Source organism: Bradyrhizobium daqingense (genome assembly GCF_021044685.1).
Lineage (GTDB): Bacteria > Pseudomonadota > Alphaproteobacteria > Rhizobiales > Xanthobacteraceae > Bradyrhizobium > Bradyrhizobium daqingense.
This window is the reverse complement of the sequence record NZ_CP088014.1, coordinates 728,507-752,902: the sequence shown is the minus strand read 5'-3', so window position 1 is coordinate 752,902 and position 24,396 is coordinate 728,507. Positions and strand designations below refer to the sequence as shown.

Annotated in this window: 19 protein-coding genes and 1 pseudogene; 5 read left to right on the top strand and 15 right to left on the bottom strand. The window is 65.1% G+C overall.

Annotated elements, in window-relative coordinates:
* The first annotated feature begins 248 nt into the window (after positions 1-248).
* Entirely contained in the window at positions 249-743 is a 495-nt protein-coding gene (locus LPJ38_RS03430) for a septal ring lytic transglycosylase RlpA family protein (RefSeq protein ID WP_208750514.1), read from the top strand.
* Between the two features lie 35 nt (positions 744-778).
* Here the strand turns inward: LPJ38_RS03430 and LPJ38_RS03425 are convergent, their stop codons facing one another.
* The 11 genes from LPJ38_RS03425 to rpsT form a co-directional block, all read right to left on the bottom strand.
* Entirely contained in the window at positions 779-1,267 is a 489-nt protein-coding gene (locus LPJ38_RS03425; protein ID WP_145630542.1) for a DUF2867 domain-containing protein, read from the bottom strand.
* Positions 1,264-2,658 carry an MATE family efflux transporter gene (locus tag LPJ38_RS03420; RefSeq protein ID WP_145630543.1) on the bottom strand — a complete coding sequence of 465 codons (1,395 nt, stop codon included), beginning with the start codon at positions 2,656-2,658 and terminating at the stop codon, positions 1,264-1,266. Before LPJ38_RS03420 ends, LPJ38_RS03425 begins: the two co-directional genes overlap by 4 nt.
* 206 nt (positions 2,659-2,864) lie before the next feature.
* Positions 2,865-4,160, bottom strand: a complete 1,296-nt coding sequence (gene murA / locus LPJ38_RS03415; protein ID WP_145630544.1) for a UDP-N-acetylglucosamine 1-carboxyvinyltransferase — start codon at positions 4,158-4,160, stop codon at positions 2,865-2,867.
* Positions 4,161-4,285: 125 nt separating this feature from the next.
* Complete coding sequence (locus LPJ38_RS03410) at positions 4,286-4,753, bottom strand: hypothetical protein (RefSeq protein ID WP_145630546.1); 468 nt, start codon at positions 4,751-4,753, stop codon at positions 4,286-4,288.
* A 236-nt stretch (positions 4,754-4,989) separates the two neighbouring features.
* Positions 4,990-7,425, bottom strand: a complete 2,436-nt coding sequence (gene gyrB / locus LPJ38_RS03405) for a DNA topoisomerase (ATP-hydrolyzing) subunit B (protein WP_145630547.1) — start codon at positions 7,423-7,425, stop codon at positions 4,990-4,992.
* A gap of 348 nt (positions 7,426-7,773) precedes the next feature.
* Positions 7,774-9,939 carry a hypothetical protein gene (locus tag LPJ38_RS03400; protein WP_145630548.1) on the bottom strand — a complete coding sequence of 722 codons (2,166 nt, stop codon included), beginning with the start codon at positions 9,937-9,939 and terminating at the stop codon, positions 7,774-7,776.
* A 119-nt stretch (positions 9,940-10,058) separates the two neighbouring features.
* A complete protein-coding gene (locus LPJ38_RS03395; protein ID WP_145630549.1) occupies positions 10,059-10,793 on the bottom strand; it encodes a hypothetical protein in 735 nt (244 codons plus the stop codon).
* A 108-nt stretch (positions 10,794-10,901) separates the two neighbouring features.
* Positions 10,902-12,038 carry a DNA replication/repair protein RecF gene (recF, locus tag LPJ38_RS03390; protein WP_145630550.1) on the bottom strand — a complete coding sequence of 379 codons (1,137 nt, stop codon included), beginning with the start codon at positions 12,036-12,038 and terminating at the stop codon, positions 10,902-10,904.
* Positions 12,039-12,163: 125 nt separating this feature from the next.
* A complete protein-coding gene (dnaN, locus tag LPJ38_RS03385; protein ID WP_145630551.1) occupies positions 12,164-13,282 on the bottom strand; it encodes a DNA polymerase III subunit beta in 1,119 nt (372 codons plus the stop codon).
* A gap of 254 nt (positions 13,283-13,536) precedes the next feature.
* Positions 13,537-14,946 carry a chromosomal replication initiator protein DnaA gene (dnaA, locus tag LPJ38_RS03380; RefSeq protein WP_145630552.1) on the bottom strand — a complete coding sequence of 470 codons (1,410 nt, stop codon included), beginning with the start codon at positions 14,944-14,946 and terminating at the stop codon, positions 13,537-13,539.
* A 1,269-nt stretch (positions 14,947-16,215) separates the two neighbouring features.
* Entirely contained in the window at positions 16,216-16,482 is a 267-nt protein-coding gene (rpsT, locus tag LPJ38_RS03375) for a 30S ribosomal protein S20 (protein ID WP_060737422.1), read from the bottom strand.
* A 420-nt stretch (positions 16,483-16,902) separates the two neighbouring features.
* On the opposite strand from rpsT, the gene LPJ38_RS03370 reads away from it, so the two are divergent.
* The 3 genes from LPJ38_RS03370 to LPJ38_RS03360 all read left to right on the top strand — a co-directional run bounded on the left by LPJ38_RS03370 (position 16,903) and on the right by LPJ38_RS03360 (position 18,966).
* Positions 16,903-17,220 (top strand): hypothetical protein, encoded by a 318-nt coding sequence (locus tag LPJ38_RS03370; protein ID WP_145630553.1) that lies wholly within the window; start codon positions 16,903-16,905, stop codon positions 17,218-17,220.
* Positions 17,221-17,344: 124 nt separating this feature from the next.
* The gene (gene msrA, locus LPJ38_RS03365) at positions 17,345-18,001 is read left to right on the top strand and encodes a peptide-methionine (S)-S-oxide reductase MsrA (protein WP_145630554.1); all 657 of its coding nucleotides are present in this window, start codon (positions 17,345-17,347) and stop codon (positions 17,999-18,001) included.
* Positions 18,002-18,222: 221 nt separating this feature from the next.
* A complete protein-coding gene (locus LPJ38_RS03360) occupies positions 18,223-18,966 on the top strand; it encodes a polysaccharide biosynthesis/export family protein (RefSeq protein WP_145630555.1) in 744 nt (247 codons plus the stop codon).
* 141 nt (positions 18,967-19,107) lie between these two features.
* On the opposite strand, the gene LPJ38_RS03355 is transcribed toward LPJ38_RS03360, so the two are convergent.
* From LPJ38_RS03355 to LPJ38_RS03345, 3 genes and pseudogenes are all read right to left on the bottom strand, one after another.
* Positions 19,108-19,782: a dienelactone hydrolase family protein gene (locus tag LPJ38_RS03355; RefSeq protein ID WP_145630556.1), complete on the bottom strand. Its 675-nt coding sequence runs from the start codon at positions 19,780-19,782 to the stop codon at positions 19,108-19,110.
* 179 nt (positions 19,783-19,961) lie between these two features.
* Positions 19,962-20,297 carry a hypothetical protein gene (locus LPJ38_RS03350; protein ID WP_060738034.1) on the bottom strand — a complete coding sequence of 112 codons (336 nt, stop codon included), beginning with the start codon at positions 20,295-20,297 and terminating at the stop codon, positions 19,962-19,964.
* Positions 20,298-20,320: 23 nt separating this feature from the next.
* A pseudogene (locus LPJ38_RS03345) lies at positions 20,321-20,988 on the bottom strand (alpha/beta fold hydrolase).
* A 435-nt stretch (positions 20,989-21,423) separates the two neighbouring features.
* Between LPJ38_RS03345 and LPJ38_RS03340 the strand changes: the two are divergent.
* Positions 21,424-22,518, top strand: coding sequence for an HD-GYP domain-containing protein (locus LPJ38_RS03340; protein WP_145630557.1), 1,095 nt, complete (start codon positions 21,424-21,426; stop codon positions 22,516-22,518).
* A gap of 175 nt (positions 22,519-22,693) precedes the next feature.
* On the opposite strand, the gene LPJ38_RS03335 is transcribed toward LPJ38_RS03340, so the two are convergent.
* Positions 22,694-24,274: an AMP-binding protein gene (locus LPJ38_RS03335; protein ID WP_145630558.1), complete on the bottom strand. Its 1,581-nt coding sequence runs from the start codon at positions 24,272-24,274 to the stop codon at positions 22,694-22,696.
* Positions 24,275-24,396: the final 122 nt, after the last annotated feature.

Genomic DNA, 24,396 nt, shown 5'->3' with positions numbered 1-24,396 from the left:
CACTGATCGGCGGCCTGCGACTCTGCAGCACGCGACGGTTCCATCGGGTCATGTTGCTGACGCATTCTCTGTTTTAATCGGCGACAAGCTAAACACGACGTGAGGACCACCCCGGTTCTCACAACGGTTCCGTAGCCAGGGGTTGGCTCGAATCCGCAAACGCTTGGTGCAAGTTGATGAACGCTGCTGCGTTCGCTTGACCATGTTTGCGGTTCTGGAACCGGACAAACTAAAAAATCACAGGACTTATGATGCTATTCCGCTCGAGCGCCGCGATTTGCGGCGCCCTGGTTACGCTTGCCTTGTCTGTTGCCGTTGCTCGAAGTGAAACGCGTGGGGACCACTCAAGTGCCGCCGTCGATGCCGCCTCTGGTGAAGCGATCGTTGGTGCAGCGTCGACGTATAATCCGTTCAAGCCCGGCAAGGAGGAGGGCGGTCCGAAGACGGCCTCCGGCGAGCGTTATGATCCGTCTGCCTGGACGGCTGCCATCAAGACGAGTTTGCGCCGGAAATTTGGTGGGGTCGGATTTGGCGCGCGGCCCAAATATGCGCTCGTCGAGGCCGTGGGCAAGAAGGTCATCGTCAAGATCAACGACGTGGGGCCCTTAAGACCCGGCCGTATCATCGACTTCAATGAGCGGACGATGCGTCATTTCGATCCAAGCATGGATATCGGCGTCATTCCCGACGTGAAAGTCAGTCCGCTCGCAGGGGACAATTGGACTCCGGGGCCGGTGGGCTGAACACGGGCGTCCTCATCAATGTCGGTCCGCACGAATCATCGCGCCGGCTCCACGATCCGTCCCATCATGCTGCGGACCACGAGCTTGTGGAACGGCATGATCAGCGCGAGATAGGTGCGGCCAAGCAGATTGTGCGTGCGCACCAGTGTGGTCGAGGTGACCTGGCGATCCCTGCCATCGCCCGTCACGTCGACCACGATGCGGAAATCGAGATGATGATCGTCGAAGCCCGCGACCAGCCGCTCCGGTGTCTCACTCAGCACCGGAAACAGGCCGATCATGCCGTGGGGCGCCGGCGCGCTTTCGCCTGACGTCTTCAGCCCGAACGGCGTCACCAGAATGTTGCGCAGCTGGAGCAGCGCGTCGATCCAGCGCGGGCCATGCAGCACCATCCGGGTGCAGGCCTCGCGGGCGTTGATCGTCGCGGCTCCGATCTCCACGCGAAAGGCGTCGGCGAACTGCGCCCCGGTCAGCAGCGTGCCAGCATCGACATCGGGAGTGACTTCGCGGACCGTGCTCGTCATTCCATCAGTCTGCGCGCCAGCATGCGGAAGCGCAAGATCAGGAGGCCGGCATAGACGAAGGTGCCGACCGAGAACCCCACCCAGACGCCGGTCGCGCCCAGTCCCGTATGGAAGGCCAGCAGCCAGGCGGTCGGGAAGGCGACGCACCAATAGCCGATTGCCGCGAACACCAGCGTCATCCTGGTGTCGTTGATTCCGCGCAGCGCGCCGCCAATGATGGTCTGGAGGCCGTCACCGATGAAGAAGGTCGCGCCGACCACCAGCAGCGTCGCCGTCAGCTCGACCGTTGCCGCGCTGGCCTCGCTGCGGCCGAAGAACAGCCGCCCGAGCTCATAGCGGCCAAGAATGATCGCGACGGTCAGGGCGGAGACGAGCGCGATGCCGAGCACGGCTGCAACCAGGCCCGCGCGCCTCACCGCGACCATGTCGCCTCGCCCGAACGCATGGCCGACGCGCACCGTCGCCGCCATGCCGATGCCGAGCGGCACCATGAACAGCACGGCGGTCACCTGAAGCGCGATCTGATGCGCTGCGAGCGCCGTGGTCGAGATCAGCCCCATCAGCAGCGCGGCGGAAGAGAACAGGCCGTATTCCAGAAGCAGCGAAAACGAGATCGGCGCGCCGATCGCGATGAGCTGGCGCATCAAGGGCCAGTCGATCCGCCAGAGACGCGCCAGCGGATGATAGTCCGCAAACGGCTTCCGCCATGCGGCGATGGCGAGCGCGGCAAGGAAGGTGCCGAGATTGACCAGCGTGGTCCCGAGCCCCGCGCCGAGCAGGCCAAGCTTCGGCAGGCCGAACTGGCCGTGGATCAGGGCGTAGACGAGGACGGCATTGATCGGGATCGCCGCGACCGTGATCCAGAGCGGCGCCTGCGGCCGGTTCACCGCGCTCATCATGCTGCGCAGCGCGATGAAGCCGAGCGCCGGCGCGATGCCCCAGGCGAGGCCATTGAGATAACGCTGGGCGAGCGCGGCCGATTGCGGCACCTGACCCAGCGCGAGCAGGATCTGTTCGCCATAGAGGGGCGAGGCCATCATCGGCAGCGAGATCAGCAGGGCGACCCAGAGGCCGACCCGCAAGGAGCGGCGGATGAGCTTGGGGTCGCCAGCGCCAAAGGCTTGCGCGGCGAGCGGCGATACCGCCGACATCAATCCGAGCCCGAAGGTGAAGTTGACGAAATAGACCGTATGCGCGAGAGCCGCCGCCGCCACCGCGCTCTCGCCGAGGTGGCCGATCATCGCGAGATCGGTCGTGATCATCGCGATCTGTCCGAGCTGTGTCAGCATCAACGGCACGGCGAGGCGCAACGTCTCGGCGAATTCCGCCGCGAGATGATTTGGCGGCACGCCGGCTTGCGGCTGCGGACGGGGCTGGACGGTGTCGAGCATGGCCGGTGCTTAGCACAGCCCCGCGACGAAAACATGGTCCCACTCGCGTCACGGACGCGCGAAGCGCGAGCCGGGACCCGGAAGCCACGGGCGTGACGCATAGTCGCATGGGCCCCGGCTCAGCAGCGCATCACTTGCGTGCTGCGCTGCGCACGAGCCTCTGCGATCTATGCCACTTCTTCAAGGAGAGAAGCTGGAAAGCAGCCTCAGCCCTTCCGCTCCGGCACGCGCTTGATCTTCGCGCCAAGCGCGTTCAGCCGCTCCTCGATGCGCTCATAGCCGCGCTCGATCTGGTCGGCGTTGTTGATGGTGGAGGTGCCCTCGGCGCAGACGGCGGCGAGCAGCATCGCCATGCCGGCGCGAATGTCGGGCGAGGTCATGGTCGCGCCATGCAGCCGGCTCGGCCCGGCGATGATGGCGCGGTGCGGATCGCACAGCACGATGCGCGCGCCCATCGCGATCAGCTTGTCGACGAAGAACATCCGCGATTCGAACATCTTCTCGAACATCAGGATCACGCCCTCGCATTGCGTGGCGGTGACGATCGCGATCGACATCAGGTCGGCGGGGAAGGCCGGCCAGGGCTGGTCCTCGAGCTTGGGCACGTGGCCGCCGAAATCGTCCTGGATCTTCAATGTCTGATTGGAGGGCACGATGAGATCGTCGCCCTCGACGCGGCAGACGATGCCGAGCCGTTCGAACCCCATGCGGATCGAGCGCAGATGCTCGACGCCGGCGCGCACGATGCGCAACGGCGAGCGCGTCACTGCAGCAAGGCCAATCAGCGAGCCGACCTCGATATGGTCGGGCTGGATCGAATAGGTCGCGCCGCCCAGCGTCGCCTGGCCATGGATGATCATGGTGTTGGTGCCGATGCCCTCGATCTTCGCACCGAGCGCGACCAGGAAATTGGCGAGATCCTGCACATGAGGCTCGGACGCCGCATTGCGCAAATATGTAACGCCGTCGGCGGCGACCGCGGCGACCAGCGCGTTCTCGGTCGCGGTGACGCTGGGCTCGTCCAGGAACACGTCGGCACCGGCGAGCTTGGGCGCGCGGAATTCGAGACGGTCGGTCGCGGTGACCTTGGCGCCCAGCTGTTCCAGCGCCAGCACATGGGTGTCGAGCCGGCGCCGACCGATGACGTCGCCGCCGGGCGGCGGCAGCATCACCTCGCCGCAGCGGGCGAGCAGGGGACCGGCGAGCAGGATCGAAGCGCGGATGCGGACGCACAGCTCCGGATCGAGATCGGCCGCGCGGATACTCTTGGCGTGGATCTGCAGCGTGTTGCGGGCAGTCCATTCCGCGGCTGCACCGACCGACCGGATCAGCTCGACCAGCGTCTCGGTGTCGCGGATCCGCGGCACGTTCTGAAGCGTCACCGGATGCTCGGTGAGCAGGGCCGCCGCGATGATCGGCAGCGCCGAATTCTTGTTGCCGGACGGCTCGATCGAGCCCGAGAGCCGGTGACCGCCCTCGACGATGTATTGGATGGGCGCCACGTGGTTCTCGCTGTCCTGTTGGTGGGCGGGCTGTTTCGGGCGGAAACTACAGAGAATTGGGCGCGGGAGCAATTGTGCTGGGCAGGGCTCGCGCCCGTCCGTCTGGGGCTTGTGGCAAGCGGCTTTTAGAACAGCCCAATGATATTGCCGATCACATAGAGGATCGCAATCAGGATCAGCGCCCCCATCATGACGAAGGAGATTTCGATCGCGATGGCGCCGGTGCCGAGCGTGGCGGCAACTGCGGCAAGCAGCCGTTCCTCTCGGAAGATCATCGAGAGCACCGAGAACAGGATGGCGAGCAGGCCGAGCGAGATCGCGGTGACCGACGCGGTTTCGCTCCAGCTCCGCCCCGCGGGTTTCTCCACCTTCGGAGCCTGATACTCCCCGCCCTTCACCTTGGCGACGATGCGGTCCTTGATGCGCTGCCCGGTGTCGACGATCACCTTGTCCGCCGGCGGCGGCGGAAACACGATCGGCACCACCCAATGCGGCAGCACCGCCGCCATCAGCGCCAGCACGCCGACAATGCTGCCGATGATGCCAAGGCGGCGGGACGGCACGGCGGAACTGGGCGTTGCAGAGGCGATCATGGCGTGAGGGCTTCCCGGCCGGAATTGGCCAATGGGTTCATGCCACTTCGTCGCGATGGCGGGTGGTGAGGTTCAGGTCAGTGTTTGCAAGCGTCATGGCCGGGCTTGTCCCGGCCATCCACGTCTTGCTCCGCCGCACGAAGAACGTGGATGCGCGGGCCTTCGCCTCGCCGAAGCGGCTTTGGCCGCGCAGGCGGGACAAGCCCGGGCATGACGACCGTCTGAAGCCATTCGCCTCAAATATCGATCGTCGCGCTCAGCGAATGTTCCTGGATGAAGTCGCGGCGGGGCTCGACCACGTCGCCCATCAGCTTGGTGAAGATGTCGTCGGCCTCGTCGACCTCCTTGACCTTCACCTGCAGGAGCGAGCGTGCCTCGGTGTCGAGCGTGGTTTCCCAGAGCTGCTCCGGGTTCATCTCGCCGAGACCTTTGTAGCGCTGCAGCGAGATGCCCTTGCGCCCGGCCTCCGTGACCGCCTCGAACAGGTCGACCGGGCCGTGCACCACGTGCTCGGAGTCCTTGCGCCGCAGCTTGCCGGAACGGGCGTAGACGTCCTGGAGTTTCGGCGTGTACTCGTCGAGCTTGCGGGCCTCGGCCGAGCCGAGCAGCGCGTCGTCGATCATGGCGGCTTCCTTGACGCCGCGCACGGTGCGCTCGAACACGAAGCCCTGGCCTTCTAAGAATTGTCCGACCCAGCCACGCTCGACTTCCTCGGCCTGGCTGTCGAGCCTGGTCGCAATGTACTGCGCTGCGGCTGCGGCGTTCTCGGGGTTGCCGTAGACCGACTTGTTCAGCACGCCGGTAATGGCGGCCTGCTCGACCACTTTTCGGTTATAGCGGCTGTGCAGATTTCGCAGGATGCTGCGGACCACCCGGGCGTCGTCGACCAGGGCGCGCAGATCGCGGCCGGTGCGGTCGCCGCCGGTGCCGGGAATGAACACGCAGTCGTCGAGGCCGGCGTCGATCAGATAGTCCTCCAGCGCGCGCTCGTCCTTCAGATACTGCTCGGACTTGCCGCGTGAGACCTTATAGAGCGGCGGCTGAGCGATATAGAGATAGCCACCGTCAATGATGTCGCGCATCTGCCGGTAGAAGAAGGTGAGCAGCAGCGTGCGGATATGGGCGCCGTCGACGTCGGCGTCCGTCATCACGATGATCTTGTGATAGCGCAGCTTCTCGACCGAGAAGTCGTCGCTGATGCCGGTGCCGAGCGCGGTGATCAGCGTGCCGATCTGCTCGGAGGAGAGCATCTTGTCGGGGCGGACGCGTTCGACGTTCAGGATCTTGCCGCGCAGCGGCAAGACGGCCTGGAATTCGCGGTTGCGGCCCTGCTTGGCGCTGCCGCCTGCCGAGTCACCCTCGACGATGAAGAGTTCCGACTTCGCGGGATCCTTCTCCTGGCAGTCGGCGAGCTTGCCGGGCAGCGAGGACACCGAGAGCGGGCTCTTGCGCGTCAGCTCGCGCGCCTTTCGCGCGGCTTCGCGGGCGGCGGCGGCCTGGATCACCTTGCCGACGATCATCTTGGCCTCGGACGGATGCTCCTCGAACCAGGCCTGCAGCGCCTCGTTGAGGACGTTCTCGACCACGGGGCGCACCTCCGAGGACACCAGCTTGTCCTTGGTCTGCGACGAGAATTTCGGGTCCGGCACCTTCACCGAGAGAACCGCGGTGAGACCTTCGCGGCAATCATCTCCGGTGAGCGCGATCTTTTCTTTCTTGGCGTTGGCCTCGGCATAGCCGTTGACCTGGCGTGTCAGCGCGCCGCGGAAACCGGCCAGATGGGTGCCGCCGTCCCGCTGCGGGATGTTGTTGGTGAAGCACAGCACGTTCTCGTGGTAGCTGTCGTTCCACCACAACGCGGCCTCGACGCCGATGCCGTTGGCTTCCGAGCGCACCATGATCGGCGTCGGCACCAGGGCCTTCTTGTTGCGGTCGAGATATTTGACGAACTCCTCGACGCCGCCGGAATAGTGCATCTCCTCGCGCTTCTCGACCGCGTGGCGCATGTCGGAGAGGGCGATGTTGACGCCGGAATTGAGGAAGGCGAGCTCGCGCAGGCGATGCTCGAGCGTGGCGAAATCATATTCGATGTTCTTGAAGGTCTCGGTCGAGGCCAGGAACGTGACCTCGGTGCCGCGCTTGCCCGGCGCATCGCCGATCACTTTCAGCGGTGCCACGGCATCGCCATGGGCGAACTCGATATAGTGCTCCTTGTCGTCGCGCCAGATCCGCAGGCCGAGCTTGCTGGAGAGCGCGTTGACGACGGAGACGCCGACGCCATGCAGGCCGCCGGAGACCTTGTAGGAGTTCTGGTCGAACTTACCGCCGGCATGGAGCTGGGTCATGATGACCTCGGCTGCCGAGATGCCTTCGCCCTTGTGGATGTCCACGGGAATGCCGCGGCCGTCGTCGCGCACCGTGACGGAATTGTCTGCGTTGAGGATGACGTCGACGCGCGTGGCGTGGCCCGCCAGCGCCTCGTCGATCGCGTTGTCGACGACCTCGTAGACCATGTGGTGCAGGCCCGAGCCGTCGTCGGTGTCGCCGATATACATGCCCGGACGCTTGCGGACGGCGTCGAGACCCTTGAGCACGCGGATCGATTCCGCGCCGTAATCGCTCGCGTTGGAGGGCTCGTTTTCGGCAGGTGTCTGCCGAGCAGGTTCTGTCATGAGAGGCCTTCGAGATGTCGCCCGAATCAGCGGCGCAAAAGGCGCTGATTTGTGAGCCATTTGTGCCACGAAAGACCGCCTGCGCCTAGCGCAAAGTATCCTCTGGCAACCCTTTGAGCAGATAGGGTTTTTCAACGAGTTTTCAAGGCTTTTGCAGGCCGATTCCAAGGCTTGCGAAATGCTCGATTCGAGGGCGGTTTCCGCTCGCGAGAAGGCGTGCATTTTGCGGCCGGAACGGGTGTTCCGCAGCGCTACACAGATGCTGTCATGCCCGGGCTTGGCATCCGCGTCGTTGTGCGGACCGCAGAACGTTAATGGCCGGGACGAGCCCGGCCATGACGATCCACCTCAATACATCTGAAGCGGCAGCACGTCTCCGCTCGGGCCCACCAAGAGGCCCCAGGCCTCGCCCGCGGCGACGGTCAGGGTCTCCGTTTGGGCCGGGCGCCCCGGCACGCGTAGCGCGTATTGGTGCTTGCCGGGCGGCAGGTCGAGCATCGGGCCTTTTCCGGACTGCGGGCCACCGGCGCCGGCGGCGATCTTCACCGTCTGCTTGTTGATCGTCAGCGAGGCTTCGGCGGCGCCCATGTTTCCTAGCATGACCCTTGCCTGTCCCGCCTTCGGCATGATGTCGGCCTTGGCCGCGACATCCGCATTCCTCTGCGCCAGACTGACCGTGGTCTCGCCCTTGGCGCGGCCGAGCTTGAGCACGGCCGGACCTTGCGGCGAGGTGAAGTCGATCTGCGCGCGTTCTGCGGAAATCGCTGCACCTTCGGTCTTCTCCTGCCAGCCGAGCTTGGACAGCTCGGCACGGTAGAAGGCGAGGACGTCAGGCAGCGGCGCCGGAATGCTGGCCGTCAGCTCGCGGCGGAGCGGCGCCTCACCGCCGGGGATCTTGGTGCTGGCGAAGGATTTCGACGAACGCTGCGTCGGCACGGGCAATTGGGATTCGGTATCCGGCTGGAGCGGCTCGGACGACTTGGCCTGCACCTCCGCCTCCTCGCCGGCCGCAGGCTTGGCCGCTTCCGTCACCAGGCCCGACCCGTCGGCGCGGACATTCACCTTCGGGCCCATCTGCATCACGGTCATCGAGATCGACTTGCCGCTCTTGGAGAACGCCATCACCGCCATGTTGCGCTGGTTGATGACGGAGGGTTGCTCCTTCCAGCCTGCGCTCTTCAGCGCCGTGCGATAGAAGCTGCTGAGCGCCTTCACGCTCGACACCGAGGAGAATTCCAGCCGGCCATCGCCGCCCTCGAATGTCACGTCTTCGGCGCTTTCGGGCAGCGGCAGCGGCGTCTTGCCGTCGGCGAGCTCAGTGAGCGGCGCATCCGACAGAGCGGCGGCCTGCGCTTTGCGCCTGACCTCATCGGCGGCGATGAGCTGCTGAGCCGTACCCAAGGCATCGCTGAGGAACCTCGCATCGGCTTCCTTCTTCGCCTTGGCACGGGCCGCGAGCGCGGATTCCTTCACCTGCGCCGTCAGGCTGATCATGGTGAAATCATACTTGCGGCCGAGCCGCAGCACGCCGGTCTCCTCCGCCGAGGAGATCCTGAGCGCGACCTCGTCGCCGGGTGCGAGCGGCGCGTTGCCGTCCTCCTGCCAGCCGCGCGCGGCGAGCTCGCGATGATAGAAGGCGAGCACCGCGGGCAGCTCGGCCATCGCAGCGGCCGACATCTCGCGCTTGTTGGAGCTCGCGCTGCCGAGCCCTCGCGCGGATTTGGTCGGCTTGGGCCGCGGCAGGCCGGCCATGTCGTCGTCGGCCTCGAGCTCCGCCGGCAGCGCGAACGGCGCCACCCGGATCTCGACATGGGTGCGGCCGTCGTCGCGGCGCATCAAGGTCAGCATCACCGGCTTCTGCTTGTAGAACTGCGTCGTGTCGCCGCCGGGATGATCGTAGAAGACGCGCATGCCGCTCGGGACGGTCTCGCCGAGAACGGCGTTCGGCCAGCGCGATGCCGCCTCGGGGTTGAGCTTGCGCCACCCCATCGCCGCCATCTCCTTCGCAAAGAACACCGTGGTCGCATCGAGTGCGCCGTGCGCGATGCAGCCGAGATAGGGCCGGGTCTCGTCGAATACGAGATTGGTCGCGCCGTCCGGGAACGGCACGTTGGAATAGATCCGGCTCGGCGTGTAGGAGACGGCGGATTGGTCGGGACGCCCGCGCGCCTGCGTGAAGGAGACGCGCAGGCCCTGCCGCCCCTTCTTGAAATTCAGCGTGTTGCTCTTCTCGTCCAGCGGATACACATAGGGCACCCAGCCCTCGGCGCTCAGCAGCTTCCTGGCGGCGTCCGACGCGGCTGGTACGGCCGTCGGAACGGTGTAGATCACGCGATATTTGTCGGGACGCGAAGTGTCCTCCACTGCGCCGTCGAGCCGCGGCAACATATGGACGTCGACGATGCCGTCGTCCGCCGCGCTGGCCGGACGCGAGGCGCTCACCATTGCGAGAATGCCGCAGGCGAGCAGCAGCCATCTTGCCGGGACTTGCGCCCCGCGCCGGATCATCGGCATCGTCGAAACTCCCGGATGTCGCGCGGGTCGTCATGCCCTGCGCATTGGCAGGCTGCGGCGCCGTCGGCGCGCGGCCTCAGACGAGAAGTCGCGGCGGAAACCGGAGAGGTTCAACGGGCTCAATACAGCTGCAGCGGCGGCCAGGCGTCACCGTCGCGGCCGACCGTGAGCTCCCAGGTCTCGCCGGCGACGACGGTGAGGAAGTTCGTGGTGGCGGGATGGCCGGGCACGCCAAGCGTGTAGGGATATTCGCCGGGCACGAGGTCCAGCGCGACCGCGTTCGCACCAGCCGGGCGGGGGATGGTCCGCTCGTTGATCTCGAGCACGGCTTCCTTCTCGCCGATATTGCTGAACACCAGCTTGGCCTGGCCGGGCTCGGGCAGGACGTTTGCTCTGGTCGCGGTGTCCGCGTTCTTCTGCACGAGATGGACCGCGGTGCCGGACTCCTTGCGGTCGAGCTTCAGTGCGGCCGGTCCTAGCGGTGAGACGAAAGCGAGTTGGACGTGCGCGGTGCTGATCACGGCGCCATCAAGCTGCTCCTGCCAGCCGAGCTTGCCAAGTTCGGTGCGATAGAAGGCGAGTACGTCGTTCAGCCCCGCGGGCACGGTGGCCTCCAGCCTGACGCGGAGCGGCGCGTCGAAGCCCTGCATCAGCGTGGTGTGGATTCCTCTGTAGGTGTAGCGGGTCGGCGCGGGCAGCTCGGCATCGGAATCCAGCGTCAGCGTCGTCGGAAACAGCTGCGGCAGTGAGGCGCCGGCGCTGGCCGCGAGCATGCCCATCGCCAGCAGGACGAAGCCGCACGCAAACAACTGCCATCGTGCCGGGGCTTGCGCCCCATGCCTCACCGCCGTCATGCTCATGCTCCAAGGATATCGCGCATGTCCGAATGCTGCGCGATGGCCGCTTCTTGCGGCCTCAAGCAGCTAGTCGCGATCTGAAACCGGCGGGTTCAATGTCGCGGCTTACCTGCGCGCCGAGACTCGTCCGCTCTCGACGTCAAAGACTTCGCCGCCTGCGCCGATGTCGGCGAAGGCCGCAGGGTCCGCGCCGGTCAGCCACACCTGTGCGCCGAGCTTCTTCAGCTCGTCGAACAGCGCGGCGCGGCGGTTCGGATCGAGATGCGCGACCACCTCGTCGAGCAGCAGCAGCGGCACGATGCCGGTCATCTCGGCGACGAGGCTCGCATGCGCCAGCACGAGGCCGATCAACAGCGCCTTCTGCTCGCCGGTCGAGGCATCGCGCGCGGGCATGCTCTTGGGCGCATAGACGACCTGGAGGTCGGTGAGATGCGGGCCGTCGGTGGTGCGGCCGGCGATGGCATCGCGCGGTCTGTTGTCGCGCAGGATCTGGCGGTAGCGGTCCTCGACCGACGTCGCGGTCTCCTGCAGCAGCGCGTTCTCCATCCAGCCGTCGAGCGCGATTTTCGCCGAGGGGAAAGCGGATTCCTGCGCGCGCGCATTGAGCATCCCGGTCAGCCGCGCCGCGGTCTGGCCGCGCGTTGCGGCGACCGCGACCGCAAGCTCGGCGGTCTCGCGCTCGATCGCGTCACACCAATGATCGTCGTAATTGCGCGTCTCGAGCAAGCGGTTGCGCGAGCGCAGGGATCGCTCCAGTGCGGAGATGCGGCTGGAATGATCGCTGTCGATGGCGAGCACCAGGCGGTCGAAGAAGCGCCGCCGCTCGGACGCCGCGCCCATGAACAGCCCGTCCATCGCCGGCGTCAGCCATACCATGCGGATGTGGTCGCCGAAGCTGGTCGCCGAATTCACCGGCTCGCGGTCGATGCGGCAGCGCCGGCTGACGGAGGCGTCGGGCCGTGGCGGGTCGATGCCGGTGCCGAGCGTCGCCAGTCCCAGCGCGCCCTCGACCTGCGCCGACACTGCCCAGGAACCGTCGCCCTGGTTGTCGGCGACATCCTCCAGCGTCGCGCGCCTCAAGCCGCGCCCCGGCGACAGGAACGAGATCGCCTCGATGCAATTGGTCTTACCCGCCCCGTTCGGCCCGACCAGCGCCACCATGTCAGCCGCCGTCTCGAGCCCCGCCGCCCGATAATTGCGAAAATGCGTCAGCGTCAGGCGATGAATGCGGGAGGGGGTCATGGAATCCGCTTCTCGTCATGCCCGGCCTTGTGCCGGGCATCCACGTTCTCGACTCCGAAGACGTGGATGGCCGGGACAAGCCCGGCCATGACGGATGTAGTCACACTTCTGGGTGCCGGTAGGCCTCACACCCGCATCGGCATCAGCACGTACAGCGCGCTCTTGTCGTCGCGGTCTTGCACCAGGGTCGGGGAGCCGGGGTCGGCGAGGCGGAGCGTTGCGACGTCGCCTTCGATCTGGGCGGCGATGTCGAGCAAATAGCGGGAGTTGAAGCCGATATCGAGGGCATCGGAGGCGTACTCGACCTCGAGCTCTTCGGTCGCGCTGCCGGAATCCGGATTGGTCACCGACAGCACCAGCTTGCCCGCCGACAGCGACAGCTTGACCGCGCGGCCGCGCTCGCTCGAAATCGTCGAGACGCGGTCGACCGCGTTCTCGAAATCCTTCTTGTCGACCACGAGCTCCTTGTCGTTGTTTTGCGGAATGACGCGGCCGTAGTCGGGGAAGGTGCCGTCGATCAGCTTCGAGGTCAGCACCACATTGCCGATGGTGAAGCGGATCTTGGCCTGCGACAGCTCGATCGTCATCTCGGCCTCGGTGTCCTCGATCAGGCGCTGCACCTCGCCGACGGTCTTGCGCGGCACGATCACGCCGGGCATGCCTTCGGCGCCCTTGGGCTGCACCAGGTCGAGCTGGGCGAGACGATGGCCGTCGGTGGCGACGCCGCGCAGGGTGGAGGCCTTCGCCGTGCCGGCAGCATGCAGATAGATGCCGTTGAGATAATAACGCGTCTCTTCGGTCGAGATCGCGAACTGGGTGCGGTCGATCAGCCGCTTGACGTCCTTTGCGGCGAGCGAGAAGGAATGCGACATGTCCCCGGCGGCGAGATCCGGGAAATCATTCTCCGGCAGGGTCTGCAGCGTGAAGCGGGAGCGGCCGGCGCGGATCGCCAGCACCGCGCGGTCGCCGTCGGCCTCCAGCACGATCTGCGAGCCGTCGGGCAGCTTGCGCACGATGTCGTAGAACATGTGCGCCGGCACGGTGGTGGAGCCCGCGGTCGCGGTTTCCGCCGGCAGCGTCTCGGTCACCTCGAGGTCGAGGTCGGTCGCCTTCAGCGACAATTTCGCGTTCTCGGCGCGGACCAGCACGTTGCCGAGGATCGGAATCGTGTTGCGGCGCTCGACCACGCGGTGGACATGGCCCAGCGACTTCAGGAGTTGCGCGCGTTCGACCGTAACCTTCATTGCACTACTCGCCCGATCCCCAAGAAACACAGTTGGAAAGGCCGGGCTGCGGGACGCGCGCCACGGCACCGAAGACCCCGAAAAGCCGGATCATCCAGCCGATATGATCAAAGCCGTCAGGGTCGCGCAAGGTGGCGCGGATGGCCCCGGGATTCAAGGGATTGCGGGCAGTTCCCCACGGTTTACCGCCCAAAACGAAGACCGCCGCCCAGCTCGGCCGGGCGGCGGGAGAATTGCCAGGAGAGCCTAGGCCTTTATTCCTGAAGCTGGCGCTTCAGCGACTCCACTTCCTCCGACAGCGCCGTGTCCTTGGAGACCAGGGACTCGATCTTGCGTACGGCATGCAGCACCGTGGTGTGGTCGCGTCCGCCGAAGCGGCGGCCGATCTCGGGGAGCGAGCGCAGCGTCAGCGTCTTGGCGAGATACATCGCCACCTGCCGCGGGCGGACCACGTTGGCGGTGCGGCGCGAGGACAGAAGGTCGGAGCGGCTGACATTGTACTGCCGCGCCACCACGCGCTGGATGTCCTCGATCTTGATCCGCTTCGGTTCCTGCGGCCGGACCAGGTCGCGCACCTCGCGCTCGGCCATCTCCAGCGTCACCGGCTGGTTGTTCAGCTTGGAATGCGCCAGCAGCCGGTTGATCGCGCCTTCGAGATCGCGGCCGTTATGGGTGATGGTGCGCGCCAGATAAAGCAGCACCTCCTCCGGCACGTCGAAGGTCGCATGATGGGCGCGGGCGGCGGCGACGCGCGACTTGAGGATGCCGTGCCGCAGGTCCTCGCCGAGCGAGGCCATCTCGACCACGAGGCCGCCGGCAAGCCGCGAGCGGACGCGATCGTCCAGGCTTTCGAGATCGGACGGCGGACGATCGGCCGCGATCACCACCTGACGGCCGGCGTCGATCAGCGCGTTCAGCGTGTGGCAGAATTCGGCCTGCGTCGACTTGCCCTGAAGGAACTGGAGGTCGTCGATGACCAGCACGTCGATGCCGCGCAGCGCTTCCTTGAAGGCGAGCGCCGTCTGCGTCTTCAGCGCGGCGACGAAGCCGTACATGAATTTTTCCGCGGTGAGATAAAGCACCTTGCGCTCATTGCCGGAATTGCCGGCCCATGTCACCGCCTGGAGCAGATGCGTCTTGCCGAGGCCGACGCCGGCATGGATGTAGAGCGGGTTGAACATCACGGGGTCGCCGCGGCGTCCTTCGGCGACCTGGCGCGCGGCCGCATGGGCCAGCGTGTTGGAGCGGCCGACAACGAAGCTCGCAAAGGTCAGGCGCGGATCGAGCGGCGAGCCGCCGAGCGCGTCGTGATTGGCCGAGACCGGCGCGGTCGCGGTCGAGCGCAATTCCGGGGTCGGCGCGCGGCGCGCCTCGATCGGGGCGGGCGCTTCCTTCGGCTGCACGACCGGACGCACCGCCGAGCGGACCGTGAGATCGATGCGATGCACTTCCGGCATCTCGGCCTGCCAGCACGACAGCACGCGCTCGGCATAATGGGCCTGGATCCAGCTCTTCAGGAAGCGCGTCGGCACCGAGAGCCGCACGCTCTCGTCCTGCACGCCTTCGAGATCCATGCGCGCAAACCAGCTCGTGTAAACGTCCTCGCCAACGGTCGAGCGCAGCCGACCCTTCACGCGTGACCAGCGATCCTGTTCCATTGTCATCGTCAGAAAACTTCTCTTGAGAGATATAGTTGCGTTGTGAGCGCCATGCAGACTTCCTGCCAGGGTCCTTGAACGCGACCCTTGGAATGGCGCGACCTCGAAGCGAGTCCATCGTCAGGCATGGCTCGACCGTCAGGCGCGAACGCCACATGGTCAGATCAGCGATGTCAGAGATGGAGGGGGCGCGAGGTCAGCGCGTACTCGGCGCTCCGTCACACGCGGAAGGCTGGACATCGGACAGAGCTGGAAAGGCATCGTTGGAATAGGAAACGTGCTTCAATACCGCGTTGATTCCGTAAGACATGATACCTCCCCGTCCTGCCGTGATAACTCACGACAAGGTCCTGCGTGTCCTGAAGACAACCGCGCCGTACTCCTGTCGCGGATGCCTGCCCATGTACTGGTCGTCCGCTCGACTTCGCCCACCTTGCGTGCCGGGGTCGCTCTGCGATGTCTCTCATTCTTGGCGCGAGAAGATCCCGCTTGGAGACATTCAGACAAAAAGCTACCATTCCCATATTGCTATGGGTTGTGAACCGACATCGCTTGTTGAAGCGTCGCCTCCGTGCACACCGCCGCCGATTTGCACGCTCGCCCCGTTTCCTAAACCGCGCTGGTCTGAAGATCGTGGGCGCCGCTGACGACTTAAGAAATACACTAAGCGGAAAGACTCGCAATGAAATTGATTCACACTTGAGGCATCAAAAAACTTGACCTCGGTTAACGCCGCACCCGAGTTGTGCACAGGCTCCGGACCAAGTTTTTGGATTCGTGCACAGAATCGAAAATGCCGCGCCTCATGTGACAATTCTCAGCCACCGCCAAAATTTTTTTACAAATCCGTCACGCGCTGGACGTGCGGGCGAATTTTCCAAATGCTTGTCGCTGCTATGTTGATAAGTGATTATTGAGTCATCGCTTTTCGAGACTCGTTTTGCAGGGTAACTCCACCGTGACACATTCCGGTGAATCTACGGTGTGTAGAACTTTCGTCGCCGGCGAATTCAATTCGAGCCCGCGGCACAGGGGTTTTTGCAACGCAGTGAAAGTTTCGACTGTTGCAGAATGTCGGCAGGTAGAATTACGGAACGAACAACAGCGCCGACGATGCAGATCTTCCAATCGACGATCGCATTTGGCGTGATCGCTTGCCTGAATATGACAGGCAACAAAAAAGCCCGGCGCGAGTGCCGGGCTGTTTGACGTGCTGATCGGATCGACCGATCAGATGATGTCACGAAGATTGCTTCGCGATCTCACTTGGCGATCTTACTTCGCGAGCTTGGCGATCTGCGCGGTGAGGCGCGAGACTTTGCGGCTGGCGTTGTTCTTGTGAATGATGTTGCGCTGCGCGGCGCGCATCAAGGCCGGCTCGGCATTCGCCAGCGCCTTGACGGCAGCGGCGCGGTCGCCGGTCTTGATGGCTTCCTCGACGCTGCGCACGGCACCGCGCATCTGGGTGCGGCGCGACTTGTTGACGGCGGTGCGGCGGGCGATCTTGCGCGTCGCTTTCTTGGCGGAAGTGGTATTGGCCATGGTCTCAATGTCCTTTGCGGTACCGGTCGCGTCTTGGTCGGGTAGCGCCGGCTGCTTGACCGCTGAATCGACGCTCGGATTTAGGGTGTTCGGTTGCTGGCCGTTCCCGGAACATGAGCGACGGCCTTGCGGCTGTCTCTGAGGCTCCAGAGACTCCTCAAGCTCGAGATGAGTCTTGAAGCTCAGGGCGCCTGCAACTGCTCAAAGAACAGCGGCGGCAGGATTGCGCCCACCGCCAGTTGGCGCCCTTATAGAGAGGCTCTTCGGCACCGTCAACGCTTTCGGAGCTGGAAAACCGGCCCAAACGGGCCCGGATGGGTGCTGTAACGCCCTGAAGAGGTTGAATTTCTGCCCTCGCCCCGCTATTGGCTGGCGACGTCTTGAAGGGTCGCCCGATCGGACGACCATGGTGGGTGAGGCATGATCCGCGGCTTTTTCAGACTGATTGGGCTGTTGCTGCTCGCCGGCGGGTTCATCTTCATGGTCTATGACGGCGCCCGCTGGGTGGCCGACCAGACCCTGAAGTTCACCCGGTTCGGCCAGTTCTGGAACGACATCAATCAGGCCAGCCAGACCGCGTTCCGGACCTGGGTCGAGGCCAAGGCGCCCTGGCTCTGGACCTCGGTGATCCGCCTGGTGCTGGATCAGCCGGTCTTCGCCGTCCTCGGCGTTCTCGGCATCCTGCTGCTGATCCTGTTCCGTCCGCGGAAACCGCTGATCGGCTATTCCCGGGATTGAGGGCGTGCGGGCCGCGTAACGATGCTGCCGCCCGCAGCGTAGATGCCTATATTCCCACCTGATCGCGAGCATGCCGCCTGAGCTCTTGTCTCATGCGACGACAGCTCGCTTGCGGAGACCCATCATGCTGTTCATGCGCAAGTCCACCGCATTGCCGAGTGCAGCCGAAGCGCTGCCCGGCCGTGCGCAACCGATCCCGGCCGCGACCACCCATTTCGTCAACGGCGCACAATTGCAGCCGCCTTATCCTGCAGGCCTGGAGCAGGCCGTGTTCGGGCTCGGCTGCTTCTGGGGCGCCGAGCGCAAGTTCTGGCAGCTCCGCGATGGCGTCTTTGCGACCGCCGTCGGCTATGCCGGCGGCCACACGCCGAACCCGACCTATGAAGAGGTCTGTTCGGGCCGCACCGCCCATACCGAAGTGGTGCTGGTGGTGTTCGATCCGAAGAAGATTTCCTACGAGAAACTCCTGAAGACATTCTGGGAGAGCCACAACCCGACGCAGGGCATGCGTCAGGGCAACGATGTCGGCACGCAGTACCGAAGCGCGATCTACACATACTCCGACGCGCAGAAGAACGCGGCCGAGCAATCGAAGGCGCTCTACCAGAAGGCGCTTGCCGCAAAGGGTCTCGGTGCCATCACCACCGAGATCGCACCCGCCGGCGCGTTCTATTTCGCCGAGGACTATCACCAGCAATATCTGGCGAAGAATCCAGCCGGCTATTGCGGCCTCGGCGGCACCGGCGTGTCCTGTCCGATCGGCGCCGGCGTGAGCGCGTAAGTCAGCCAAGTACTCGTCATGCCCGGGCTTGTCCCGGGCATCCACGTTCTTCGTGACACGCAAAGGTCGTGGATGGCCGGGACAAGCCGGCCATGACGCCGCGGGGACAGGCGTAGAAGTTGGCCGCTGTATGCGATGCCGCCGGCGCAGCCGCCGCTCAACGCTTTATTAACCATAACCGGTGCATCACTGGAGCTGTCTCGTTTCGAGGGATGGGTCCGGTGCCGGTTGCACGCGCGTTTCGATGGTCGAGTTTTGCAGCGTTCTTGGCCGCGTCCGCCGCGCTGGCCCTCGGCGGCTGCATGCAGACTACCGGCCCCGTCGCAGTGATGCAGCCGCGCGCCGATCTCGACTCCATGGCCTATGGCCAGCCCTATGGCGCGCCACAGCCGGTCGTCGTTGCCAACAATGGCGGTGGTGCCATCGCGGCGCTCAGCAATTCCTTTGCCGCTTCGCCTGCGCCCATGCCGGTCGGTTACGCCGCGCCGATGGCGGTGCGCAATGGCGCCTCCTACCATCTCGACGCCGGCGACAAGCTTCGCGTCGTGGTCTACGGCCAGGAAGGTCTCACCAACAGCTATGCGATCGACGCCGGCGGCTCGATCACCATGCCGCTGATCGGCGCCGTGCCGGCGCGCGGCCGCACCACGGCAGGGCTTGCCGGCGAGATCGCTGCACGCCTGCGCAACGGCTACATCCGCGAGCCTTCGGTCGCGGTCGAGATCGAGGCCTATCGCCCCTTCTTCATTCTCGGCGAGGTCCTTGCACCCGGCCAATATCCTTACGTGCCGAACATGACGGTCGAGAGCGCGGTCGCCATCGCCGGCGGCTTCTCGCCGCGCGCCAAGCGCGACATGGTCACCGTCACGCACACCGAAAACGGCGGTGCCATGCGCGCCGTCGTCCCGCTCGGCACGCCCCTGGCGCCGGGCGACACCGTGTTCGTCGGCGAGCGCTGGTTCTAAGGTTTCAGCCCAACTGTCACCTCCGTCATTCCGGGGCGCGACGAAGTCGCGAGCCCGGAATCCATAACCACGATCGGGAGTATGGATTCCGGGCCTGCGCCTCGCGTCGCATCCCGGAATGACCGGGGTGAGTTGCGCACGCTACTTCTGCAAATGCTTCCCAAAAAATTCCATGCTGCGCGGCCAGGCGATGTCGGCGCTGGCCTTGTCGTAGCTGGCACGCTCGTCGCAATGGAAACCGTGCTGGGCGCCCGGATAGACGAAGACTTCGACCTCGGGCCGCTTCGCCTTGATGGTCTCGACGTCGGCGAGCGGAATGCCGGCATCCTTCTCGCCGAAATGCAGCTGCGTCGGCACCTTCGGCGTCTCGTCGGCGAAGCGCACCACCGCGCCGCCGTAATAGCCGATCGCCGCTTTCAGCCCCGCCAGCCGCGTCGCCGCGACGAAAGCGATGCTGCCGCCGAGGCAAAAGCCGATGATGCCCACGGGGCCGATGCTCTTCACGGCATCGATGGCGGCTTGCGTGTCGCGCAGCATCGCGGCCCAATCCGGATTGGCGACGAATTTGCGCGCCTCGGCGATCTCGTCGGGCGAATAGCCCGACTGGAAATTCGGTGAGGCCCGATCGAAGATCGACGGCGCGATCGCGACATAGCCTTCTTTGGCGAGACGGTCACAGACCGAGCGGATGTGGTGGTTGACCCCAAAAATCTCCTGGATCACCACCACCGCGCCTTTCGGGCTGCCGGCGGGATCGGCGCGATAGGCGCCGAACTGGAAATTGTCGGAAGCCGTCAGCTTGATGTCTTGTCCCACGCGGGTTGTCCTTCTTGGTTGTTGCGAACTCTGCTCTCTCTCCTCATCCTGAGGAGCGCGCCCTTGCGCGCGTCTCGAAGGATGCAAGGCCCGTGACGCTTACTGCCGGAGACTTCATCCTTCGAGACGCTTGCTGCGCAAGCTCCTCAGGATGAGGGGAGGCAGTCGAGCGACTGCCCTCACTCCCACATCCAGTTCTCGCCGTAATCTTCCTTCCATCCTGCCAGCCGTCCATGACGGAATTGCAGGAACAGACGGTGGCGATAGGGGATCAGGCCGCTGCCGCCGATGTTGCGAAGCGCGAGATAGATCTCGTTGCCGGGACGGCCCCGCACATATTGCAGCGGCTGTCCGAGGGCGCGCGCGGTCTGATCGGCATCCATGCCGAAGGCGAGGGGAACGTTGTTGGACAGGGTGTTGACGAAAGGCTGGCGCGCCGGCACGGCGCCGAACGGCTCGGCCTGCGCCGATATCGACAGCAACATCGCGCCCGCAGCCAGCATCGCCCGCTTCATCGCCAACATCCCTGCTTGATCGGCTATTCCGGCAAGTTCTTCAGGAAAGGCGTGACCGCGTCAACAAAAGCCTCGGGCTGATCGATGTTGACGGAGTGTCCGGCGGCGGGGATCACGACCTTTTGTGCGCCGGGGATCTTCACCGCCATGTAGTCGGACGCCGCCAGGAACGGGGTGTCGTCGGCGCCGACCACGATCAGGCTGGGCACCTTGATGTGCGGGAGCAGCTCGATCACGCGGGCATCGCGCTGGGTCAGCATGCCGCGCGCGGCGAGCGCCAGCCCTTTGGCGTTGCGATGATTGGCGGTGGCGCGTTCGCGCGTCGCCGATTTCAGGACGTCGAGGCCCTCGCGGTCGAGCCTGTCGGCGGTGGCGAGCGCCCGCGCGTTCCCCAGGCCTCGCGCGCGTCGTCCTTCTTGAATCCGGGGCCGGTATCGATGATCAGCAGCGCGCGGGCGCGCTCCGGATGCGCGCGATAGAACGCGAGCGACATGTAGCCGCCGAGTGAGAGACCGCCGATGATGGCGCGCTTTGCGCCCACTGCATCGAGGATCGCCGCCATGTCGCCGACGGTCATGGCTTCACTGTAGGCGCCGGGATCATCGGGATAATCGGACTGGCCATGGCCGCGCATGTCCCACAGGATCAGCTTGTGATGTTTCGCGAGCGCATCGACCTGCCCATGCCACATCGCTGAGGTCGAGGAATAGCCATGGGTCAGCAGCAGCGGCGGCCCATCGCCACGAACCTCGTAGTGAATCCCGACGCCGTCCCGATCGATCTTCGGCATGGTTTCCCTCCCTGTTGTTTTATTCTTGCCGCGTCAGCCGGCCCTTGCGCGCGCACGGCCCTCGCAATTTGCCTCTCAAGGGATACCCCATCCGGTGCCTCGCGCCACCTCATTCCGGTCTGATTGAACTTGAGAAAAAATCTCTTGCTTATCAATGGCATCTCTACTGTGCATGGGGTTGTTTTCGACGCATGTTGGAATCATCACCAGCGAATTCCCTAAATTTGCGTGCATTCCGGAAGGTTCCATTGAGCACGCCTCTTAAGGGCCGGAGAACCTGATCCGGCTTAGGCTGGAGGCAAATATGCCCGTGCTCTCGGTATCTTTGGGGAAGTCATGAACGCCTCAGCCAAATCCGCCGCCAAACGCCGGCTTCTGCTCGCCTCCGACCGGAGCGACGAGAGCAGCGAGCTCGTCAGCATCCTGAAGGCGGTCGGCGACGTCTCGACGGTGACGACCCAGGATATTCCCGAGAAGCCGTCGCGTGATCTCTCCGGCCTCGTCGTCGACATCAATCTGCGCTCGCCCGAGAGCGTGCAGCGGGTGCGCAACAAGCTGCGCGGCGATGCCTATCGTTCGATGCCGCGGCTGTTCGTGCTCGCCGACGCCTTGCATCACGGCACCATGCAGGCCTGGGCGCTGGGCGCGACCGACACCATCTCGCGCCCGCTCCAGGCGGACGCCATCCTTCAGCGCATCCGCTCCGCTTTCCCGGACACCGCCGTCTATGACGCGACCGATCGCGGCAAGACGCTCAACCGCGGCGTCGAGGCCGCGCATGCCGTGCTCGCCAAGATGTTCGAGAAGCTTCCGCTCGGCGTGCCCCTGACTTTCGACGACGTCATCGCCGCCGAGAGCAAGATCCTGAAGGCGATCAAGCATTCCTCGCTGCGCGAATGGCTCACCACGGTCGGCTGCCATCATGTCGGCAGCTACCGGCATTGCCTGTTCGTCACCGGTTTCGCCGTCGCCTTTGCCCAGCATCTCGGCATGCGCGAGGACGACCAGCGCCGCCTGACCCGCGCGGCGCTGCTGCACGACGTCGGCAAGGCCTTCGTTCCCGCCGCACTGCTCGACAAGCCCGGCAAGCTCTCCGACGAGGAGATGGCCGAGGTCCGCCAGCATCCGCACCGCGGCTATGACGCGCTCGCAGCCCAAGGCGGCTTCCCGCCGGAGATGCTCGACGTCGTCCTGCATCACCACGAATTCCTCGATGGCTCCGGCTATCCCAATGGTCTGTCGTCGAACCAGATCAGCGACATCGTGCGCCTGACCACGATCGTCGACATCTACGCCGCCCTGGTGGAGAAGCGCGCCTACCGCATGCCCTTCACCCATTCCCGCGCGTTCACGATGATGGAAGGCATGGGCGGCAAGCTCGACCAGCAATTGCTGCAGGCGTTCCGCCCGGTGGCGCTGGGGTCGTTTTGAAGCAGCATTCTCTCCTGCCGTAGGGTGGGCAAAGGCGCGCTTTTCGCGCGCCGTGCCCACGTTCATCGCATCGGAGACTTTTGGTGGGCACGCTGCGCTTTGCCCACCCTACGGCAGTGTGCCGTTCCTACGGCAGTGTGCCGTTCCTACGGCAGTGTGCCGTTCCGCGACGCTGCTACCCCACCATCTTCCGCAGTTCCGCCTTCGCCACCTTCTCCAGCGTCGAGCGCGGCATGTCGTCGACGAGCCTGATCTCGCGCGGCACCTTGAAGTCGGCAAGGCCGGCGCGGCAGGCTGCTATCACGCGATCATGCAGGTCGGGCGCGGCGCCCGCGACGCCGCCCTGCGGGATGATGAAGACGACAGGCACCTCGTCCAGCATCGGATGCGCCTTCGCCACCACGGCCGCCTCGCGCACGCCCGGAACGAGCGCGATCACCTGCTCGATCTCGGAGGCCGCGACGTTCTCGCCGCCGACCTTCAGCATGTCCTTGGCGCGGTCGCCGAACTTGATGTAGCCGTTTTGCAGCCGCTCGACGCGGTCGCCGGTGAGGAAGAAACCGTGTTCGTCGAAGCTCTCGCGCGTCGCCTTATCGTTGTGCAAATATTCGGCGAACAGCGACAGGCCCGGGATGCCCTTGATCGCGAGATTGCCGGTGCCGCCGATTTCCGTCGGCCGGCCGTCGTCATCGGTGATGCGGATCCGATATTCCGGCGCCGCACGGCCGATCGACATCGGGATGTTGGGCTGATCGACCTCGCCGACGATGCCGTGGGTGATGGTCTCGGTCATGCCCCACCAGCCGATCATCTTGATGCCGAACGCGGCAAAAGCCGGCGGCTCGTTGATCGCCGTGCCCCACAGGCGGAATTTGTGATCCTGCGGGATCTCCTGCTCGAGCAGCGCCTTCATGCAGAACGGGATTGTCGAGGTCCAGGTCGCGCCGTGCTCGCGCGCGACGCGCCAGAACCGGCTGGCGGAGAAGCGCGGCTGGATCACGCAGGTGGCGCCGACCCACAAGGTCGCCAGCATGGAATAGGCTAGCGCATTGGTGTGGAACAGCGGCAGGTAGGTCTGGTGCACGTCGCCGGCATGCAGGTCTTCGTGCGCGGCGTTGATCTTGGCGCCCCACAACGCATTGGCGTGGGTCCACAGCACCGCCTTCGGGCGCGACGTCGTGCCCGAGGTGTATTGCACGCTGCATGGCGCGAGCGGATCAGTCGCGCGCCTGGGACGGTCGGCGCTGTCGGCGAACAGGGATTCGAAACTGTCGCCGCGCGAAGCCGCGTGTGCTGGTGCCGTGCCCGCATCATGCGAGGTCACCGCCATCCAGCGAATGTTGCGGCAGTTCTGTGCGACGATTTCGGCATAGGCCGGCTGCGTGATCGCAGCGACCGCGCCGCAATGATCGGCGAAATACGCGATCTCGGCCGGCGCCGAGCGCGTGTTGGTGGTGACAGCGATGGCGCCGAGCTCGACGCAGGCGAACCAGGCCAGCATGGCCTCGATGCAATTGTCGAGATGGATCAGCACATATTCGCCCGGCCTGACGCCGCGTCTTGCGAGGCCGGCGGCAAGCGCGCCGACCCGCTCGTGGAACTCGCCATAGCTCCAGCGCCGCGCCGGCGCCTCGAACGGCGCCCAGATCAGGAATGGATGTGAGCTGCGCACCTCGGCGCGCATCCTCAACAGCCAGGGCACGTCGAGCCCGTCGAACGGCCCCACGATTCCGGCGGCGGTTTGTTGGACGGGCATGTGTCCTCCCGTGCAGCCCGCATCTTATGGCGGCTGCCTTATGATTATTGCGTCTTCCTGCCATCGGATGGCGCGGGGCGCAAATCGGGGAGGGCGCATCGTCTCTCCATCGTCATGGCCGG